The organism is Solimonas fluminis, from assembly GCF_002930645.1.
GTDB lineage: Bacteria > Pseudomonadota > Gammaproteobacteria > Nevskiales > Nevskiaceae > Solimonas_A > Solimonas_A fluminis.
Window position 1 is genome coordinate 22346 of record NZ_PSNW01000010.1, and the last position, 14483, is coordinate 36828.

11 protein-coding genes are annotated in these 14483 nt (G+C 69.4%); 8 read left to right on the forward strand and 3 right to left on the reverse strand.

Going from position 1 to position 14483, the window contains the following annotated elements:
* The first annotated feature begins 6 nt into the window (after window positions 1-6).
* Window positions 7-873: a crotonase/enoyl-CoA hydratase family protein gene (locus tag C3942_RS16570; RefSeq protein WP_104231478.1), complete on the forward strand. Its 867-nt coding sequence runs from the start codon at window positions 7-9 to the stop codon at window positions 871-873.
* Window positions 874-876: 3 nt separating this feature from the next.
* Here the strand turns inward: C3942_RS16570 and C3942_RS16575 are convergent, their stop codons facing one another.
* Window positions 877-2910 carry a putative bifunctional diguanylate cyclase/phosphodiesterase gene (locus C3942_RS16575; RefSeq protein ID WP_165797491.1) on the reverse strand — a complete coding sequence of 678 codons (2034 nt, stop codon included), beginning with the start codon at window positions 2908-2910 and terminating at the stop codon, window positions 877-879.
* A gap of 216 nt (window positions 2911-3126) precedes the next feature.
* Between C3942_RS16575 and C3942_RS16580 the strand changes: the two genes are divergently transcribed.
* The 5 genes from C3942_RS16580 to C3942_RS16600 all read left to right on the forward strand — a co-directional run bounded on the left by C3942_RS16580 (window position 3127) and on the right by C3942_RS16600 (window position 7718).
* Window positions 3127-4482 (forward strand): efflux RND transporter periplasmic adaptor subunit, encoded by a 1356-nt coding sequence (locus tag C3942_RS16580; RefSeq protein WP_104231480.1) that lies wholly within the window; start codon window positions 3127-3129, stop codon window positions 4480-4482.
* Between the two features lie 14 nt (window positions 4483-4496).
* Window positions 4497-5204, forward strand: a complete 708-nt coding sequence (locus C3942_RS16585) for an ABC transporter ATP-binding protein (RefSeq protein WP_243393643.1) — start codon at window positions 4497-4499, stop codon at window positions 5202-5204.
* Window positions 5201-6427, forward strand: coding sequence for an ABC transporter permease (locus C3942_RS16590; RefSeq protein WP_104231481.1), 1227 nt, complete (start codon window positions 5201-5203; stop codon window positions 6425-6427). The genes C3942_RS16585 and C3942_RS16590 overlap by 4 nt, the downstream gene beginning before the upstream one ends.
* A gap of 162 nt (window positions 6428-6589) precedes the next feature.
* Window positions 6590-7297, forward strand: a complete 708-nt coding sequence (locus C3942_RS16595; protein ID WP_104231482.1) for an SDR family NAD(P)-dependent oxidoreductase — start codon at window positions 6590-6592, stop codon at window positions 7295-7297.
* Window positions 7290-7718 (forward strand): 6-carboxytetrahydropterin synthase, encoded by a 429-nt coding sequence (locus tag C3942_RS16600; RefSeq protein ID WP_104231483.1) that lies wholly within the window; start codon window positions 7290-7292, stop codon window positions 7716-7718. The genes C3942_RS16595 and C3942_RS16600 overlap by 8 nt, the downstream gene beginning before the upstream one ends.
* A gap of 77 nt (window positions 7719-7795) precedes the next feature.
* Here C3942_RS16600 and C3942_RS16605 read toward each other — a convergent pair whose 3' ends face one another.
* Entirely contained in the window at window positions 7796-10333 is a 2538-nt protein-coding gene (locus C3942_RS16605) for a TonB-dependent receptor (RefSeq protein ID WP_104231484.1), read from the reverse strand.
* Between the two features lie 106 nt (window positions 10334-10439).
* On the opposite strand from C3942_RS16605, the gene C3942_RS16610 reads away from it, so the two are divergent.
* Complete coding sequence (locus C3942_RS16610; RefSeq protein ID WP_104231485.1) at window positions 10440-11402, forward strand: DUF6607 family protein; 963 nt, start codon at window positions 10440-10442, stop codon at window positions 11400-11402.
* Here C3942_RS16610 and C3942_RS16615 read toward each other — a convergent pair.
* On the reverse strand, window positions 11399-13066 hold the full coding sequence (locus C3942_RS16615; protein ID WP_104231486.1) for a zinc-binding metallopeptidase family protein: 1668 nt from the start codon (window positions 13064-13066) through the stop codon (window positions 11399-11401). The two genes, C3942_RS16610 and C3942_RS16615, sit on opposite strands and share 4 nt — an antisense overlap.
* A gap of 259 nt (window positions 13067-13325) precedes the next feature.
* Between C3942_RS16615 and C3942_RS16620 the strand changes: the two genes are divergently transcribed.
* Entirely contained in the window at window positions 13326-14477 is a 1152-nt protein-coding gene (locus tag C3942_RS16620) for an ankyrin repeat domain-containing protein (protein ID WP_104231487.1), read from the forward strand.
* Window positions 14478-14483: the final 6 nt, after the last annotated feature.

Genomic DNA, 14483 nt, shown 5'->3' on the forward strand with positions numbered 1-14483 from the left:
GTGACGATGGACTTCTCCACGATCCGGTACGAAAAGGACGGTCATGTCCTGACGATCACGCTCCATCGTCCCGAGCGCATGAACGCCTTCACCTTCACGATGGCGGACGAGCTGATCCGCGCCATCGACCTGGCGGACGCCGACGGCGACATCCGGGCCGTCATCCTCACCGGTGCCGGCCGCGCCTTCTGCGCCGGCGCGGACCTGGAGAAGGGGCAGGATGCCTTCCGCTACGAGACGCCGGAGGGCCAGGAGCCCGACTGGGACGAGGTGCGCGATGCCGGCGGCAAGGTAGCGCTGCGCTTCTTCGAGTGCCGCAAGCCGATGATCGCCGCGATCAATGGTCCGGCGGTGGGGGTGGGGGCGACCATCACGCTGCCGGCGGACATCCGGCTGGCCGCGGAAGGAGCGAAGATGGGTTTCGTGTTCTGTGCCCGCGGCATCGCTCCGGACGGAGCCAGCAGCTGGTTCCTGCCGAAGATCGTCGGCCTGCCGCAGGCCCTGGAGTGGGTGCTGACGGCCCGGGTGTTTCCCGCCGAGGAGGCCTTGCGGGCAGGGCTGGTGCGATCGCTGCACGCCCCGGGCGAGCTGCTGGCCGCGGCGCGGCGGCTGGCCGACGAGATCGCCGCGAACGTAGCGCCGGTGTCGGCCACGGTGGCGCGGCAGATGATCTGGCGCATGGCGGGCAGCCCGCACCCGGTGCATGCCAATGCGCACGAGACCCGCGCGATCTACTGGCGCGGCCGCAGCGAGGACGTGAAGGAGGGGGTGATGTCCTTCCTGGAGAAGCGGCCGGCGAAGTATTCCAACCGCGTGCCGGAGGACCTGCCGCCGGGCTACCCCTGGTGGGGCGAGGAGCCGGAGTTCCGCTAGGCCCTAGCTGGCCAGCGCCTGGGTGCGGGCCAGGCGTTCCTGGTTCTTCAGCATCCAGGCCTCGAAGTCGGCGGCGGACATGGCCTTGCTGAACAGCCAGCCCTGGCCGCAGTTGACACCCTTGCGCGACAGGAACAGCTGCTGCTCGACGGTTTCGATGCCCTCGGCCACCACGCGCAGGCCCAAGTCATGGCCCAGGGTGATGATGGTACTCATCACCGACATCGCTTCCTGTTCCTGCGGAATGCCCTGCAGGAAGCTGCGGTCGATCTTGATCGCCTGCACCGGCAGCTTGCGCAGGTAATTGAGCGAGGAGTAGCCGACGCCGAAGTCGTCCACCGCGGCACTGACGCCGCGCATCAGCAACTGCTGCAGCAGCGCGCTGGTGCGGTCGATGTCGTCCAGCACGATGTTCTCGGTGATCTCCAGCATCAGGCGGTCGCGCGACAGCGGCGAGGCGATGAGGGCCTTCTCGACGTGGCGGACGAAGTCCGGATGGCGGAACTGGTGGGCGGAGACGTTGACCGCGACATAGGGCAGGTCGAGCCCGCGCGACTGCCAGTCGGCGATCTGGCGGCAGGCCTGCTGCATGACCCACTCGCCGAGCTGGATGATCAGTCCGCTGGACTCGGCCACCGGGATGAACTCGCCCGGCGGCACCATGACGCCGTCGCGCGGCCAGCGGATCAGGGCCTCGGCGCCGCGCAGCTCGCCATTCTCCAGGCCGACCAGGGGCTGGTAGTGCAGCACCAGCTCGTTGCGGATCAGGGCCTGGCGCAGCTGCTTGGCCAGGCGCAGGTGCTGATGCGACTGCTGCTGCAGCTCGGGGCGGAACACCATGACCTCGCCCAGTCCGGCCTGCTCGGTACGGTAGAGGGCTTCGTCGCTGCGGCGCAGCAGCAGGTCGATGTCGCCGCCGTGGTCCGGATAGATCGACACGCCGATGTCGCAGCTGACCATGACGCCGCCGGCGTTGGCCAGCGGAGCGCCGATGTCGCGGCGCAGGCCCAGGCAGCGGCCCTGCAGGTCCAGCAGTTCGCCGCTGGGGTGGACCTGGGTGATCCAGATGAAGCCGTCGCTGCCCATGCGGGTGAGCAGGTCGCCGGAGCCGACCGACTGGCGCAGGCGCAGCGCGATCTCCGCCAGGCCGGCATCGGCGGCGTTGCCGTCGATGCCGTGGCGCAGCGTGCGGTAGGACGAGAGGCTGATGCTGACCACGGCCAGGCGCTGCTGCTGCTCGTGCGCGTCCTGCACGCGCTTGCGCAGCAGCTCGCGGAACAGCTTGCGGTCGGGCAGGCGGGTGACGTCGTCGATGCTGGCCTTGCTGAGCGCCACGCGCTGGCCGTCCAGCGCCAGCTTGAGCTCGGACATGCGGTCCTCGCGCAGGCGGTGCAGCGAGGCGATGGTGCCGAGGCTGAACAGGGTTACCGCCAGGCCGCTGGCGACCTGGAAGACATTCATCCAGAAGGCGGGGGTCGGCGGCAGGGAGTAGCCGACCCAGAGCAGGGTGTTGGGGGCCAGGGCGGCGAGCAGCAGCAGGGCTCCGGCCAGGATGCCGATGGCCGTCCACTGGCCCTGGCGAAGGCGCTGCCAGGAACCGATCAGCAGGCCCAGCGCCGTCGCCGCGGCCAGCGGGCCGAGCAGGCGCAGCGACCAGGCCGCAGGCAGCAGCAGGGCGGCGCCGGCGGCCAGCAGCAGCAGGCCGTTGAGGACCCGCAGCCCCGGGTCCAGGGCGGGCAGTCGCCGGCGGCTGTCCAGGGACAGCCGCCCGTAGCGCAGCACGGTGGCGCTGAACAGGGCGCCGAACAGCGGCATGGCGGGCGCCGTGAGTTTCGCCGGCCCGGGGATCTGGCCGCGCCAGGCCAGCAGCCACAGCAGCGACAGCAGGGCACTCAGGGCGAGCCAGGGCATGGAGGGCTCGTCGCGGTAGCGGGCGTAGATCGCCAGGCCCAGCACGCCGATGGCCAGCAGGAAGCCGACATGGACCCCGGCGACGGGATCGGGGTAGGGCGTGCCGAGTATCAGGCCCTCGGGCATCAAGGGGTCCCCCGGGGACGGGAGAGGTCCTGCGCGCGCTCTTTTTCGATGGCGTTCATGTGGTAAGCCCATTCTGGCATTAGTCCCGCCGCAAGGCGACGGGAATTCCGCATCATGTCAACGGGCTATGGCTGGCTGCGTTTCAACGTCTTGATGACACAATACCGCTGCTAGGCTTCCCGCCCCCCGACCCTTCGACCCGCCAAACCCGCATTCATGAATTCGAACAACAATCTGCGCTCCGGACGCCCCGGCCGGCGCTGGGGCCTGTGGGCCGCCGCCGTGCTGGTGCTCGCCGCCGTCCTCTGGTTCGGCAAGGGCCTGTTCAAGGGCGAGAAGCCCCCCGAGTTCACCACGGCGCCTGCCGAGCGCGGCGAGGTGGTGGCCAAGGTGACCGCCACCGGCACCCTGTCGGCGCTGGTCACGGTCCAGGTGGGCAGCCAGGTCAGCGGCCGCATCCAGGACCTGTACGTGGATTTCAACTCCCAGGTGAAGAAAGGGCAGCTGATCGCCAAGATCGACCCGCGCCTGTTCCTGGCCGAGGTCGAGCAGCAGCAGGCCAATGTGATGGCGGCGCAGGCCAACCTGACCCGCGCCAAGGTTCAGGCCCAGGATGCCCGGCGCCAGGCCCGGCGTGCCGACGAGCTGTCGCCCCGCGGCCTGATCTCGCAGAGCGAGCGCGACACCGCCCAGGCGACGGCCGATGCCGCCGATGCCTCGGTGGTGTCCTCGCAGGCCGCCCTGGCCCAGGCGCGCGCGGCGCTGAACCGCGCCCAGGTGAACCTCAACTACACCGACATCATCTCGCCGACCGACGGCGTGGTGATCTCGCGCAGCGTGGACGTCGGCCAGACCGTGGCGGCCTCGCTGCAGGCCCCGGTGCTGTTCACCATCGCCCAGGACCTGCGGCAGATGCAGGTCAATACCAGCGTGGCGGAGTCGGACGTCGGCAAGCTGCAGGGCGGCATGAAGGCCAACTTCACGGTGGACGCCTATCCGGGCGAGCGCTTCCGCGGCGAGGTGCGGCAGGTGCGCGATGCCGCCACCACCACGCAGAACGTGGTCACCTACGATGCCGTGCTCGACGTGACCAACGAGGAACTGAAGCTCAAGCCCGGCATGACCGCGAACGTGACCTTCGTCTATGCCCGGCGCGAGGACGTGCTCAAGGTGCCGAATGCGGCGCTGCGCTTCCGCATGCCAGGTGCCGACGGCCAGCACGGCAATGGCGGGCCCAAGGCGGCGGCCGCCCCGGCGCAGGCCCAGGCGCGTCCGGAATCCGGCGCGCGACAGGCCCCGGCGGGCACGGAGGCCGGCGCGGCCAATGGCAATGGCGAGCGCCGGCAGCGCCGCCAGCGGGGCGGCGAGGGCGCCTCCAGCGGTCCGCGCACGGTCTACGTGCTCCGAGAAGGCCAGGCGCAGCCGGTGGAGATCAAGACCGGCATCAGCGACGGCAGCTACACCGAGGTGATCGAGGGCAGCCTGAAGGAAGGCGATGAACTGATCACCGACATGCCCTCCGCCGAGGACGACAAGCCGCGCAGCGGCGCCCCCGGCATGCGCATGTTCTGAGGCAGGCCCTCGACATGGCACTGATCGAACTGCGTGACGTCACCCGCGAGTACCACATGGGCGACGTGGAGGTGCGCGCGCTGCGCGGCGTCACCCTGGACATCGAGGCCGGCGAGTTCGTGGCCATCATGGGCACCTCCGGCTCCGGCAAGTCCACGCTGATGAACACCCTGGGCTGCCTGGATCGCCCGACCGCGGGCCATTACCGGCTCGACGGCCGCGAGGTGTCCACGCTGGGCCGCGACGAGCTGGCCGACATCCGCAACCGCACGCTGGGCTTCGTGTTCCAGAACTTCAACCTGCTGGCGCGCACCAGTGCGCTGGAGAACGTGGAGCTGCCGCTGCTGTACGCGGGGGTGCCCGCCGCCGAGCGCCACGCCCGCGCGACCGCCGCGCTGGAGCGCGTGGGCCTGGGCAAGCGCCTGGACCATACGCCGAGCCAGCTTTCCGGCGGCCAGCAGCAGCGCGTGGCCATTGCCCGCGCCCTGGTCGGCGAGCCGCGCGTGATCCTGGCCGACGAGCCCACCGGCAATCTCGATTCCGCCACCAGCGTGGAGGTCATGGCCCTGCTGCAGTCGCTGGGGCGGGCCGGCATCACCGTGATCCTGGTGACGCATGAGCCCGATATCGCCGAATACGCGGCGCGCAACATCGTGATGAAGGACGGACAGGTGATCAGCGATATCCGCCGCGAGCCGGTGATCGCCGAGGTGCAGGCATGAACCTGCTGGCCGTGATCCGCGTGGCGATCCGCGCGCTGCTGCGCAACCGCCTGCGCTCCTTCCTGACCGCCCTGGGCATCATCATCGGCGTGGCCGCCGTGATCGCGATGGTCTCCATCGGCGAGGGCGCCAAGTCGCGCGTCGAGCAGAGCTTCTCCGCGATGGGCACCAACCTGCTGGTGGTGCGCTCGGGCTCCAGCCAGATGGGCGGCTCGCGCGGCGGCTTCGGCAGCCAGCCGACCCTGACCTGGGACGATCTCAAGGCGATGCAGACCGAGCTGCCCTCGGTGAAGTATGCGGCGCCCGAACTGCGCAGCAACGCCCCGCTGATCTCCGAGGAGCAGAACTGGACCACCCGCGTGGCCGGGGTGACGCCGGACTACCTGCTGGCGCGCAACTGGCGCATCGCCAGCGGCAGCGGCCTGCCGGAGGACCCCGACTCCAACGTCAAGGTCGTGCTGCTGGGCCAGACCGTGGTGGAGAAGCTGTTCGGCGCCTATTCCGATCCGGTGGGGCAGATCGTGCGCATCCGCAACGTGCCCTTCGAGGTCGTGGGCGTGCTGGCGGCCAAGGGCCAGTCGCCGATGGGTGACGACTACGATGACACGGCGCTGGTGCCGGTGCGCGCCTATGCCGAGAAGCTGCAGGGCGGCCTCAAGAAGTTCATTGCCGGCACGATCTACGTCAGCGCGGCCCCCGGGGTGCCGACCTCCAAGACCGAGAGCGATCTCACCAACCTGCTGCGCGACCGGCACCGCATCCGCCCGGGCGCGGAGGATGACTTCAACGTCCGCAACCTGGCCGAGATGGCCAGCGCGCAGGAGGAGAGCACCAAGACGCTGACCACCCTGCTGGCGGCCATTGCGGCGGTGTCCCTGCTGGTGGGCGGCATCGGCGTGATGAACATCATGCTGGTATCGGTGACCGAGCGCACCCGCGAGATCGGCGTGCGCATGGCGGTGGGTGCCCGTCCGCGCGACATCCTGCTGCAGTTCCTGGTGGAGGCGCTGGTGCTGGCCCTGATCGGCGGGCTGACCGGCGTCGCGCTCGGCGTCACCATCGCCCAGCAGTTGTCCTCGTCCTTCGGCTGGCCGCTGCTGATCCGAGTGGACGTGGTGCTGCTGTCGGTGGCCGTCAGTGCCGCGGTGGGGGTGGTCTTCGGCCTCTATCCGGCCCGCAAGGCCTCGCAGCTCGATCCGATCGAGGCGCTGAGGTACGAGTAGGCGAGGGTCTCGAGGGGCCCGGGGCGCCCGCCTGCCGTCCGGCACCCGTTTCCCTGCCTGTCCAGTCAAGGGGCATGCTGCAAACTGGGGAGGCGCCCCGGGTGGTTTCGGGCATGCTGTCAACCGGTGCATCATTTGCACCCCTGACGGTCCAAGCTCCTGATGATCCAGCCGAAACAGCGTCATATCCTCGTCACCGGCGGAGGCTCCGGCCTCGGCGCCGCCACCGCGCGGCTGCTGGCCGGCCAGGGGCACCGCCTGACCCTGCTGGGCCGCCGCGCCGAGGCCCTGGAAGAGGTTGCCGCGCCGTTGCGCGCCCGGGGAGCGGATGTCCGCGGCCATGCCTGCGACATCGGCGACACGGCGGCCCTGGATGCGCTCTACACCGGCTTCGGCGACACCCCGCCCGACGGCATCGTCGGCAGCGCCGCGCAATTGCTGATCAAGCCCTTCATGGACACGAGCCTGGAGGAGTACGACCGGGTGATGGACGTGAACGTCCGCGGACTCTGGTACCTGTGCCAGCAGGCCTTCCGCACGATGAGCGCGCGGGGCGGGGGCGATATCGTGCTGGTGTCCTCCCTGTCCGGCATCCGCGGCCTGCAGATCGCCCCGGGCAAGAGCGTCTACGCCCCCAGCAAGCATGCGGTGACCGGCCTGACCGAAGCCCTGGCCTTCGACGGGCGCGAGTTCAACATCCGCGTCAATGCCGTGGCACCCGGCTACATGAGGACCGATATGAATGCGCGCTACGGCCTGTACGGCGGCGTGCAGCCGGAGGATGTGGCGCCCAGCGTGGCCTACCTGCTGGACCGCGCCCAGTCCGGCGCCACCACCGGCACGACCCTGGAGGTGTTCTGCAATGGCTGATTCCCGGCCGATCGTGACCCTGAGCCGCCGCGAGTCTTTCTGCGCCTCGCACCGCCTGTGGGAGCCGACGCTGTCGCGCGAGGAGAACTTCGCGCTGTACGGCAAGTGCGCCCGCGACAACGGCCACGGCCACAACTACGTGCTGCAGGTGACGCTGCGCGGCGGCGTGGACCCCGCCACCGGCATGGTGGTGAACCTGGCGGACCTGAAGAACTTCCTGCGCGAGGAAATCATTGCGCGCGTGGACCACTACCACCTGAATCACGACGTGGAGATGTTCCGCGGCGTGAACCCCACCTCCGAGAACGTGGCCCTGGTGTTCTGGAAGGTCTGCCATGCGCGCTTCGGCGAGCTGCTGTCCGAGGTGCGCGTCGAAGAAACGCCGGACAACATCGTCTGCTATCGCGGCGAGTCGGGCTGAAGTTTTCCGCAGGAGCGGCCGTTGCCGCGATACGGAGACTGTCATGGGCATGCCGCCCACGCGGCCAACGGCCGCTCCTACGGCATCTGCCACTCGAGCAGCGCGCCAAAGCTGCGTGGCTCGCCGTAGCGGCTGGCCAGGCGGCTGCCGGCCACCAGCGCACCCTGGTCGTTGAGTTCGCCGGTCAGGTTGCGTCCGTAGACCGCCAGCGTGAAGCCGGCCGGCAGGGCATAGCCCAGCTTGGCGTTGACCAGCACGCGGGCGTCGGCGCGCGAACGCGGGTCATTGTCCGGGTCGCTGTGGAAGGAGCCGATATAGTTGGCGGCGAGCTGCCCGCTGACCCGCTTCCATTCCCGCAGGGTCAGGCCGATGCCGGCGGTCTGGCGCGGGGCGTAAGGGAACTCGTTGCCCCGGTAGTCCTCGTCGTCGGCATCGCTGGTGTCGCCGTCGCCATTGAGGTCGTTGCCGAATTCGTCGAACTCGCTGCGCAGCAGGCCGAAGGTGAGGAAGGCCTCCAGCGGCCCCTGCAGCTTCCACAGCAGCTCGGCTTCCAGGCCGTAGTAGTGCGAGCGTCCGGCGTTGGTGGTGTAGGTGGCGAAGCCGGAAGTCTCGCCGATGGTGACCTGCTGGTCGCGCCAGCGGGTGTAGAACAGGTTGGCGTTGAGCGTCAGCCGCTCCTGCAGCCAGCGTGAGCGCAGCGACAGTTCCACGGTCCGGGTGTACTCCGGGTCATAGGGACTGACCGCCCCGCCGAAGAAGGAGATGCTGGTGCCGCCGGAGCGGTAGCCCTCCTGGTAGGTGAGGCCCAGAGAACTGTCGTCGGTGGCGAACCAGGTCAGGCCGGCCTTGGGCAGCAGGTCGGTGAAGCGCGTGTCGTTCCTTTCGTCATAGTCCGGCGGTACGAGACCGGAGGCGGCAGCGGCCAGAACGTCGGCCAGCGGATCCAGCACCGGGATCACGATGGGCAGCGGCAGGGGAACCTGAGGAGGGGTCGTGAGGCTCAGGTCGAGCTGGCTGACGTCGTGGCGGCGGGCGCGCTCGCGGTTCAGGCGCAGGCCTGCGGTGAGTCTCCAGGCCTCGGCGAAATCCCAGTCGGCTTCGGCGAACAACGCGGTGGTGCGGGTGCTGGCGTCGGAGTCGATGGTGCCGTTGAGCAGGGCGATGCCGCCGCCCGCGGCGACATCGTATCCGGTGGTGTTCTTCACCACGTCGGATCCGGCGTAGTAGAGACCGGTGACCGCCTTCAGGCGCGGGCGCGAATAGCGCAGCCGCAGCTCCTGGCTGAGGATTTCCTCGTCCTCGGTGTTGTCGGAATAGCCGCCCTCGGCGGCGCTGCGGTCGTAGTCGATCGTGTACAGGTTGGACAGCTTCGACCAGCCGCTGATCGCCTCCAGGCTCCAGCGCCGGCTGAAGGCATAGCTCTGCTCCAGGCTGTGCAGTTTCGTGCTCACGTCCTCGTTGGGCCGGACATTGGAGGTCTCCGTGCGGTCGCCGCCGGAGGAGTCGTGGAAGGGATCGCCGTATTCGTTGTCCGACTCGGTGTAGCCATAGAGAGCCTGGTAGCCGGGCAGGGCCTGCGGCAACCAAGCCAGGCGCGCCCGGGCGTTACGCGTGCGCTCGCGCTGGGCGTCGTCCTCGTTGCGCGTGGTGTTGACCACGTCGCCGTTGTCGTAGCGGTCCTGCGTGGCGATGCGGAAGCGCAGCGTGTCGGTGAGAGGGCCGCCGCCGGCCAGCGCGTAGTCGTGACCGTCGCGGCTCATCAGGCCGGCGCGCAGGCGGAGGTCCCAGTCCTCGGTGGGTTCGACGGAGCGCAGCACCACCGAGCCGGCCAGGCTGTTACGGCCCTGGTTGGTGGACTGGGCGCCGCGCAGGATCTCGACCTGCTCCAGGTCCCAGGCCGACAGCGGTCCGGCGAAGGCGCCGGCGCGCGACGGCAGGGCCACGCCGTCGAGATAGACGCTGATGGTGTCGCCCTGGCCGCCGATGCCGCCCTGCGGCACGCCGCGGATGGCGATGGCGCGGTCGCCATCGGCCGATACGACGTTGGCGAACTGCGTGACCACGTCCTTCATCGACGCATCGCTGCTCGCCCTGAGGTCCTCCCGGGTGACGATGGCGACGCTGCTGCTGGTCTCGGCCAGCGAGCGGCCCAGCTTCTCGCCCGTGACGACGACCGGCGCGAGCTGCACCGGCAAGTCCTCGCGCAACTCCGGCATGCGCCGCTCTTCCTGCGGCAAGGGGATGGTCGGCAGCGTCGATTCGGCCTCGGCGTTCCGGGCCAGGACGGGCGGCGGCAGCAGCGAGGCGGCGAGGGTGACGGCGATGTAGGAGACCGGCGCGAGGAAGCGCCGCAGCCGTCGCGGCTGCAGGCGGCGCAGCGCCAACCCCAGGCGCAGCGTGGCAACCATGGCGCCCTGGGCGAGCGCGTGACGCAGCCATAGCTCGGGCAATGCGGCAGGGCCTGCGGCCGCGTTCCACAGGGCCAGCGCGGCGGCATTCAGCAGCAGCAGTGCGAGGAGCCACTCGCAGCGGTTGGACGCTTCGGTGCGTCGCGCGAACAGGTGATGCAAGGCGATAGCCGCCAGGGCGATCTGCAGCGACGCCAGCTGGTCCATGAACTTCCCCCGAGTGTGATCTTGACGCTGCGGCCCCTGCCCGCGATTTGCAAATGATATTAATTATCAATTAAATAAGGAAGCGATTGATATTCACGGCCATCCCATGCCCACGATCCGGAACGCCCTTGTCCTTGCCCTGAGCCTGATGGCGGTGGCCTGCGCCACCACGTCCATGCCACCCGCGACGGCAACGGAAGGGGACCCGGAGCGTGACCGCCGCGCGATCCTGGCGATGGCCGGCGAGTACGAGGTGCATTTCCGCTTCGACGAAACCGTGGCGCTGCAGCCCGGCTACAAGCGGCAGGAGCCGCACCTGACCGGCGGCCATGAGTTCGTGGAGGTCCTGGAGGACAGCCCGCGTCGGATCGTGCTGCAGCATGTGCTGGTGGACGGATCCGGCCATGTGACCAAGCACTGGCGGCAGGACTGGGAGTACGAGCAGACCCGGTACTGGGGCTACGCCGGCGACTACGCCTGGGAAGTGCGCCGCGCCGGCCCGGAGCAGGCGCGCGGGCGCTGGCTGCAGACGGTCTGGCAGGTGGACGACAGCCCGCGCTACGCGGCGCTGGGGCGCTGGACGCATCAGGATGGCGTGTCCAGCTGGGCCTCCGACCGCACCTGGCGGCCGTTGCCGCGGCGCGAGCACACCACGCGCGGCGACTATGACGTGCTGGACACCTGGAATCGCCAGACGCTGACGCCCGCCGGCTGGGTACACGAGCAGGACAGCCTGAAGCTGGACCGTAAGGCGGAGGGTGGTCCGCGTGCGCTGGTGCGCGAGCGCGGACTCAACACCTACACGCGGGTGCAGGGTTACGACTTCGGGCCCGGCCGCGAGTACTGGCGCAAGACCCGCGCCTACTGGGCCGCGGTGCGCTCGGTCTGGGCGGAACTGCTCGCCCGGTACCCCCGCGTGGCCCTGCGCGAGGAAGTGGACGGGACGCCGCACTACATGGCCGTGATGGCGCAGGCCAACGACCTGGCGAACCGGCCCCTGTCCGACGAACAGCGCCGCGCCGCCGTGCGTGAGGCGCTGGAGCCTTATCTGGTGCTGGGAAAACCTTAGCGTTCTTCCAGGCCGGAGCGCAGCACGCCGGCCGGCTCGTTGCCCAGGTTGAGGATCATGCGCACGAAGGCGCCGACCTGCGCATGCATCAGCGGGTAATCGGTGAACTCGCTGGTGACGCGTGGGATGCCGAAGTTGAGCAGGTACACCGGACCGGTGATGTACTGGATCATCGGCAGCCCCGCATCGTTGCGGTAGGCCTGGCCTTCGCCGAAGGGCAGCACCGGAGGAAGCACGATGCTGCGGTCGAACTGCTGCGACAGCAGGATGCTCTCTCGCTCGAATGCCGCGCCGAAGGGCGTGACGATCACCTGCGGCTCGTTGAGCCCGGTGAGACCCATGACGCCCGGGGCGATTTCCAGCCACTCGCGGGCGCCGACGTGCTCGATCTCGATCGCCGCGAGCACCTTCTCCTGCAATTCGTCGTGGTGTTCCTCGATGTAGTGGCCCAGGCCGCCGCCGCCGAAGTGTCCACCGCTGAACACCACGCGCAGGCTGCGCTTGCGCTGCGCCTGGGGGATGCGGGTGAAGTAGCGCATGATCCCGAGGATGGCCGCGGGACCGTTGTCCTCGATGGAGTTGGTGCCGTCCGTGTGCGAGCTGAGCACGATCTCGAGTTCGCTGGCGCCGGGCAGCACGGCGACCACGTTGTAGGCCTCCACGCTTTCCTCGAGGGCATGCAGCGTCAGCCGGGCCGGCTTGGGTGAGAGCGGGTTGGCCAGCAGGCGCTGCTTCAGCGCGGCGCCGGTGTCGCGGTCCAGGTAGACCGTGGGCGAGGCCGGCAGGAAGCGCGCGAAGAAGGGGTAGTAGGAACCCTGCGCGGCCTCCAGGGGATAGTCGACGATGCCGACCGCTCCGGCGGCGCCGGCGGCCTTCAGCGCGGTGGTGACCACCTGCGCCACCACCATGTCGAGGAAGGGGCGCGAGAAGGGCGTGGTGAAACCCATGGTGCCGGCATCGTCGGTCACATGCAGGGCGATGCTGCTGAGTACGCCGATGGGGATCGTCAGCCGCGGAAGGTCGTAGACCACGATCTTGCCGCGCACGTCCGCCGCGGCGAGCAGGGAGACGATGGAGGACAGTCCGCTGGCGGTATCGCCGAGCAGGGATACCAGCGACTGCACCAGCCCGAGGACGCCGCCGGCGAGGGCGCCGCTGTCGAGCATGCGCACGACGACATCGGTCAGGTCCACGGCGGCCAGGCCCGGGACATAGACCAGCGGGCCTTCCAGGCCTTCCGCCCCGGTGTTGCCGGAAAAGGGAATGTAGGACACCAGGGGGACGTCTTCCGGGGACTCGCCCCACAACAGTTCGAGCTGGGCCTTCTGTGCGACCCAGCGGTCGACCGGATAGGGTTCCAGGCGCACGTCGGGTACGCCCATGCCCCGCAGCTGGCTGGCAAGGCGCTGGGCGTAGGCGATCTCGGCGACGCTGCCGGCCGGACGGAAGCCGTTGTCGAAGCGGTCGATCTCGTACTGCCAGCCGCGCACCTGCGCCAGCGTCGGCATCAGCTTCGCGTCGAACTCGCGGCTATGGTCGATGCCCGGGGTGCCGCCGTTGCCGCCCTCGACGGGCTGGCTGCTGCCGCAGCCGGCGGCCAGGAGCAGGCCGGCGGCGGCCATTGCAAGGCCGGCTCCGCGGGCCAGGCGCAGGGAAAGACTCATGTTTTCTCCTCGGGGGGCTGTCCTGGTCGCCGTGGCGGCACTGGCCGCAGGACCGGCAGGCCCATGTCTAATCCGCGAAGTGTGCCGCCGGCAGCCCGCTGCCGCCATTGGCCATGTCACAAGCACTTTTGTGGTCTGGCACAAAAACGGCATCGATTTGTCAGCGGCCGCTTTTTCGTGCAATCGTGTCAGGTTGAAGACATAAAAATGGCTGCATCTGCCGTTCTGCAGCCGCGTGAGTCGTCTCTTCGGGGGATTTATGGGGGCCAAGCTATTCCGGATCGTGATCCCGGTATCGGGACTGGACCAGGCCGCGCGCTTCTACGGCAGCCTGCTGCTGGCGGACGGTTTCCGCGTGCCGCCGGCCAGCCACAGCTTTCCGCTGGGCCAGGCCCTGCTGACCTGCTACGACGCCCGGGTCGACGGTGAGGCAGTACTGCCCCCGTCGCCGCAGGCGATCTATATCGGGGTGGATGAAAACCTGATGCAGCTGCGGGTGCGGGCGCTGCAGATGGGGGCGACCGAGGTCGATGCCGAGCCCCGTCGCATGCCCGCAGGCGAGGCAGGACTGTGCCTGACCGATCCCTGGGGCAACCGCCTGGCGATGGTCGATGCCCATACCATGCAGTGGGGTGCTCCCGCGCCTGCCTTCCGCGCGAAGGAAATGGTTGCCTCGCCCCAGCAGGGCGTGCTGCTGCTGCGGCAGGATTTCCTCAACGCGGTGAAGGGTGGCGAGTTCTCGCGCGTGAAGGAACTGCTGGCCCTGGACCACGACCTGATCGATACGGTCGACAACACCGGGGCCTCGGTGCTGCTGGTGGCCGCCTACAAGCGGCATGAGCGTGTCGCCGCCTACCTGCTGGCCTTGCGCGACGAGCTGAATCTCTGCGAGGCGGCGGCCATGGGTGCGATCGAACCCCTGGCGACCCTGCTGCGCCGCCATCCCGAGCAGGTGAACCTGCCGGGCGCCGATGGCTTCCTGCCGCTGGGCCTGGCCTGTTTCTTCGGGCATGGCGACTGCGTGGACCGGCTGCTGCAGGCCGGCGCCGACCCCAACGCCGTGTCGCGCAACAACATGCGCTCCCATCCGCTCAACAGCGCCCTGACGCAGACCTCCCAGGAATGCGCCCTCGGCATTGTCCATCGACTGCTTCGCGCCGGCGCACGGCCCGATGCGGCACAGGTCTCCGGGCACACGGCACTGCACCAGGCCGCGGGCCGGGGTTTCCTGGAGGCGGTGGACGTGCTGCTGTCGGCGGGCGCCAATCCGGATCTGCGGGCCGACAACGGCGCGACCCCGGCGATGCTGGCGCGCCGGGCCGGACATGTCGCGGTGCTGGAGCATCTCCGGGCGCACGAGCAGGGGCGGCGCCCGGCGGTCGATCCCTTTGCCGAGACCCTGATGTTCTGAGCGGGG

Bases quoted from the DNA above. Each gene is read 5' to 3' on its own strand.
- C3942_RS16570 (WP_104231478.1), top strand. From the start codon at position 7: ATGGACTTCTCCACGATCCGGTACGAAAAGGACGGTCATGTCCTGACG.
- C3942_RS16605 (WP_104231484.1), bottom strand. From the start codon at position 10,333: ATGGACCAGCTGGCGTCGCTGCAGATCGCCCTGGCGGCTATCGCCTTG.
- C3942_RS16600 (WP_104231483.1), top strand. From the start codon at position 7,290: ATGGCTGATTCCCGGCCGATCGTGACCCTGAGCCGCCGCGAGTCTTTC.
- C3942_RS16590 (WP_104231481.1), top strand. From the start codon at position 5,201: ATGAACCTGCTGGCCGTGATCCGCGTGGCGATCCGCGCGCTGCTGCGC.
- C3942_RS16610 (WP_104231485.1), top strand. From the start codon at position 10,440: ATGCCCACGATCCGGAACGCCCTTGTCCTTGCCCTGAGCCTGATGGCG.
- C3942_RS16575 (WP_165797491.1), bottom strand. From the start codon at position 2,910: ATGCCCGAGGGCCTGATACTCGGCACGCCCTACCCCGATCCCGTCGCC.
- C3942_RS16615 (WP_104231486.1), bottom strand. From the start codon at position 13,066: ATGAGTCTTTCCCTGCGCCTGGCCCGCGGAGCCGGCCTTGCAATGGCC.
- C3942_RS16580 (WP_104231480.1), top strand. From the start codon at position 3,127: ATGAATTCGAACAACAATCTGCGCTCCGGACGCCCCGGCCGGCGCTGG.
- C3942_RS16620 (WP_104231487.1), top strand. From the start codon at position 13,326: ATGGGGGCCAAGCTATTCCGGATCGTGATCCCGGTATCGGGACTGGAC.
- C3942_RS16585 (WP_243393643.1), top strand. From the start codon at position 4,497: ATGGCACTGATCGAACTGCGTGACGTCACCCGCGAGTACCACATGGGC.
- C3942_RS16595 (WP_104231482.1), top strand. From the start codon at position 6,590: ATGATCCAGCCGAAACAGCGTCATATCCTCGTCACCGGCGGAGGCTCC.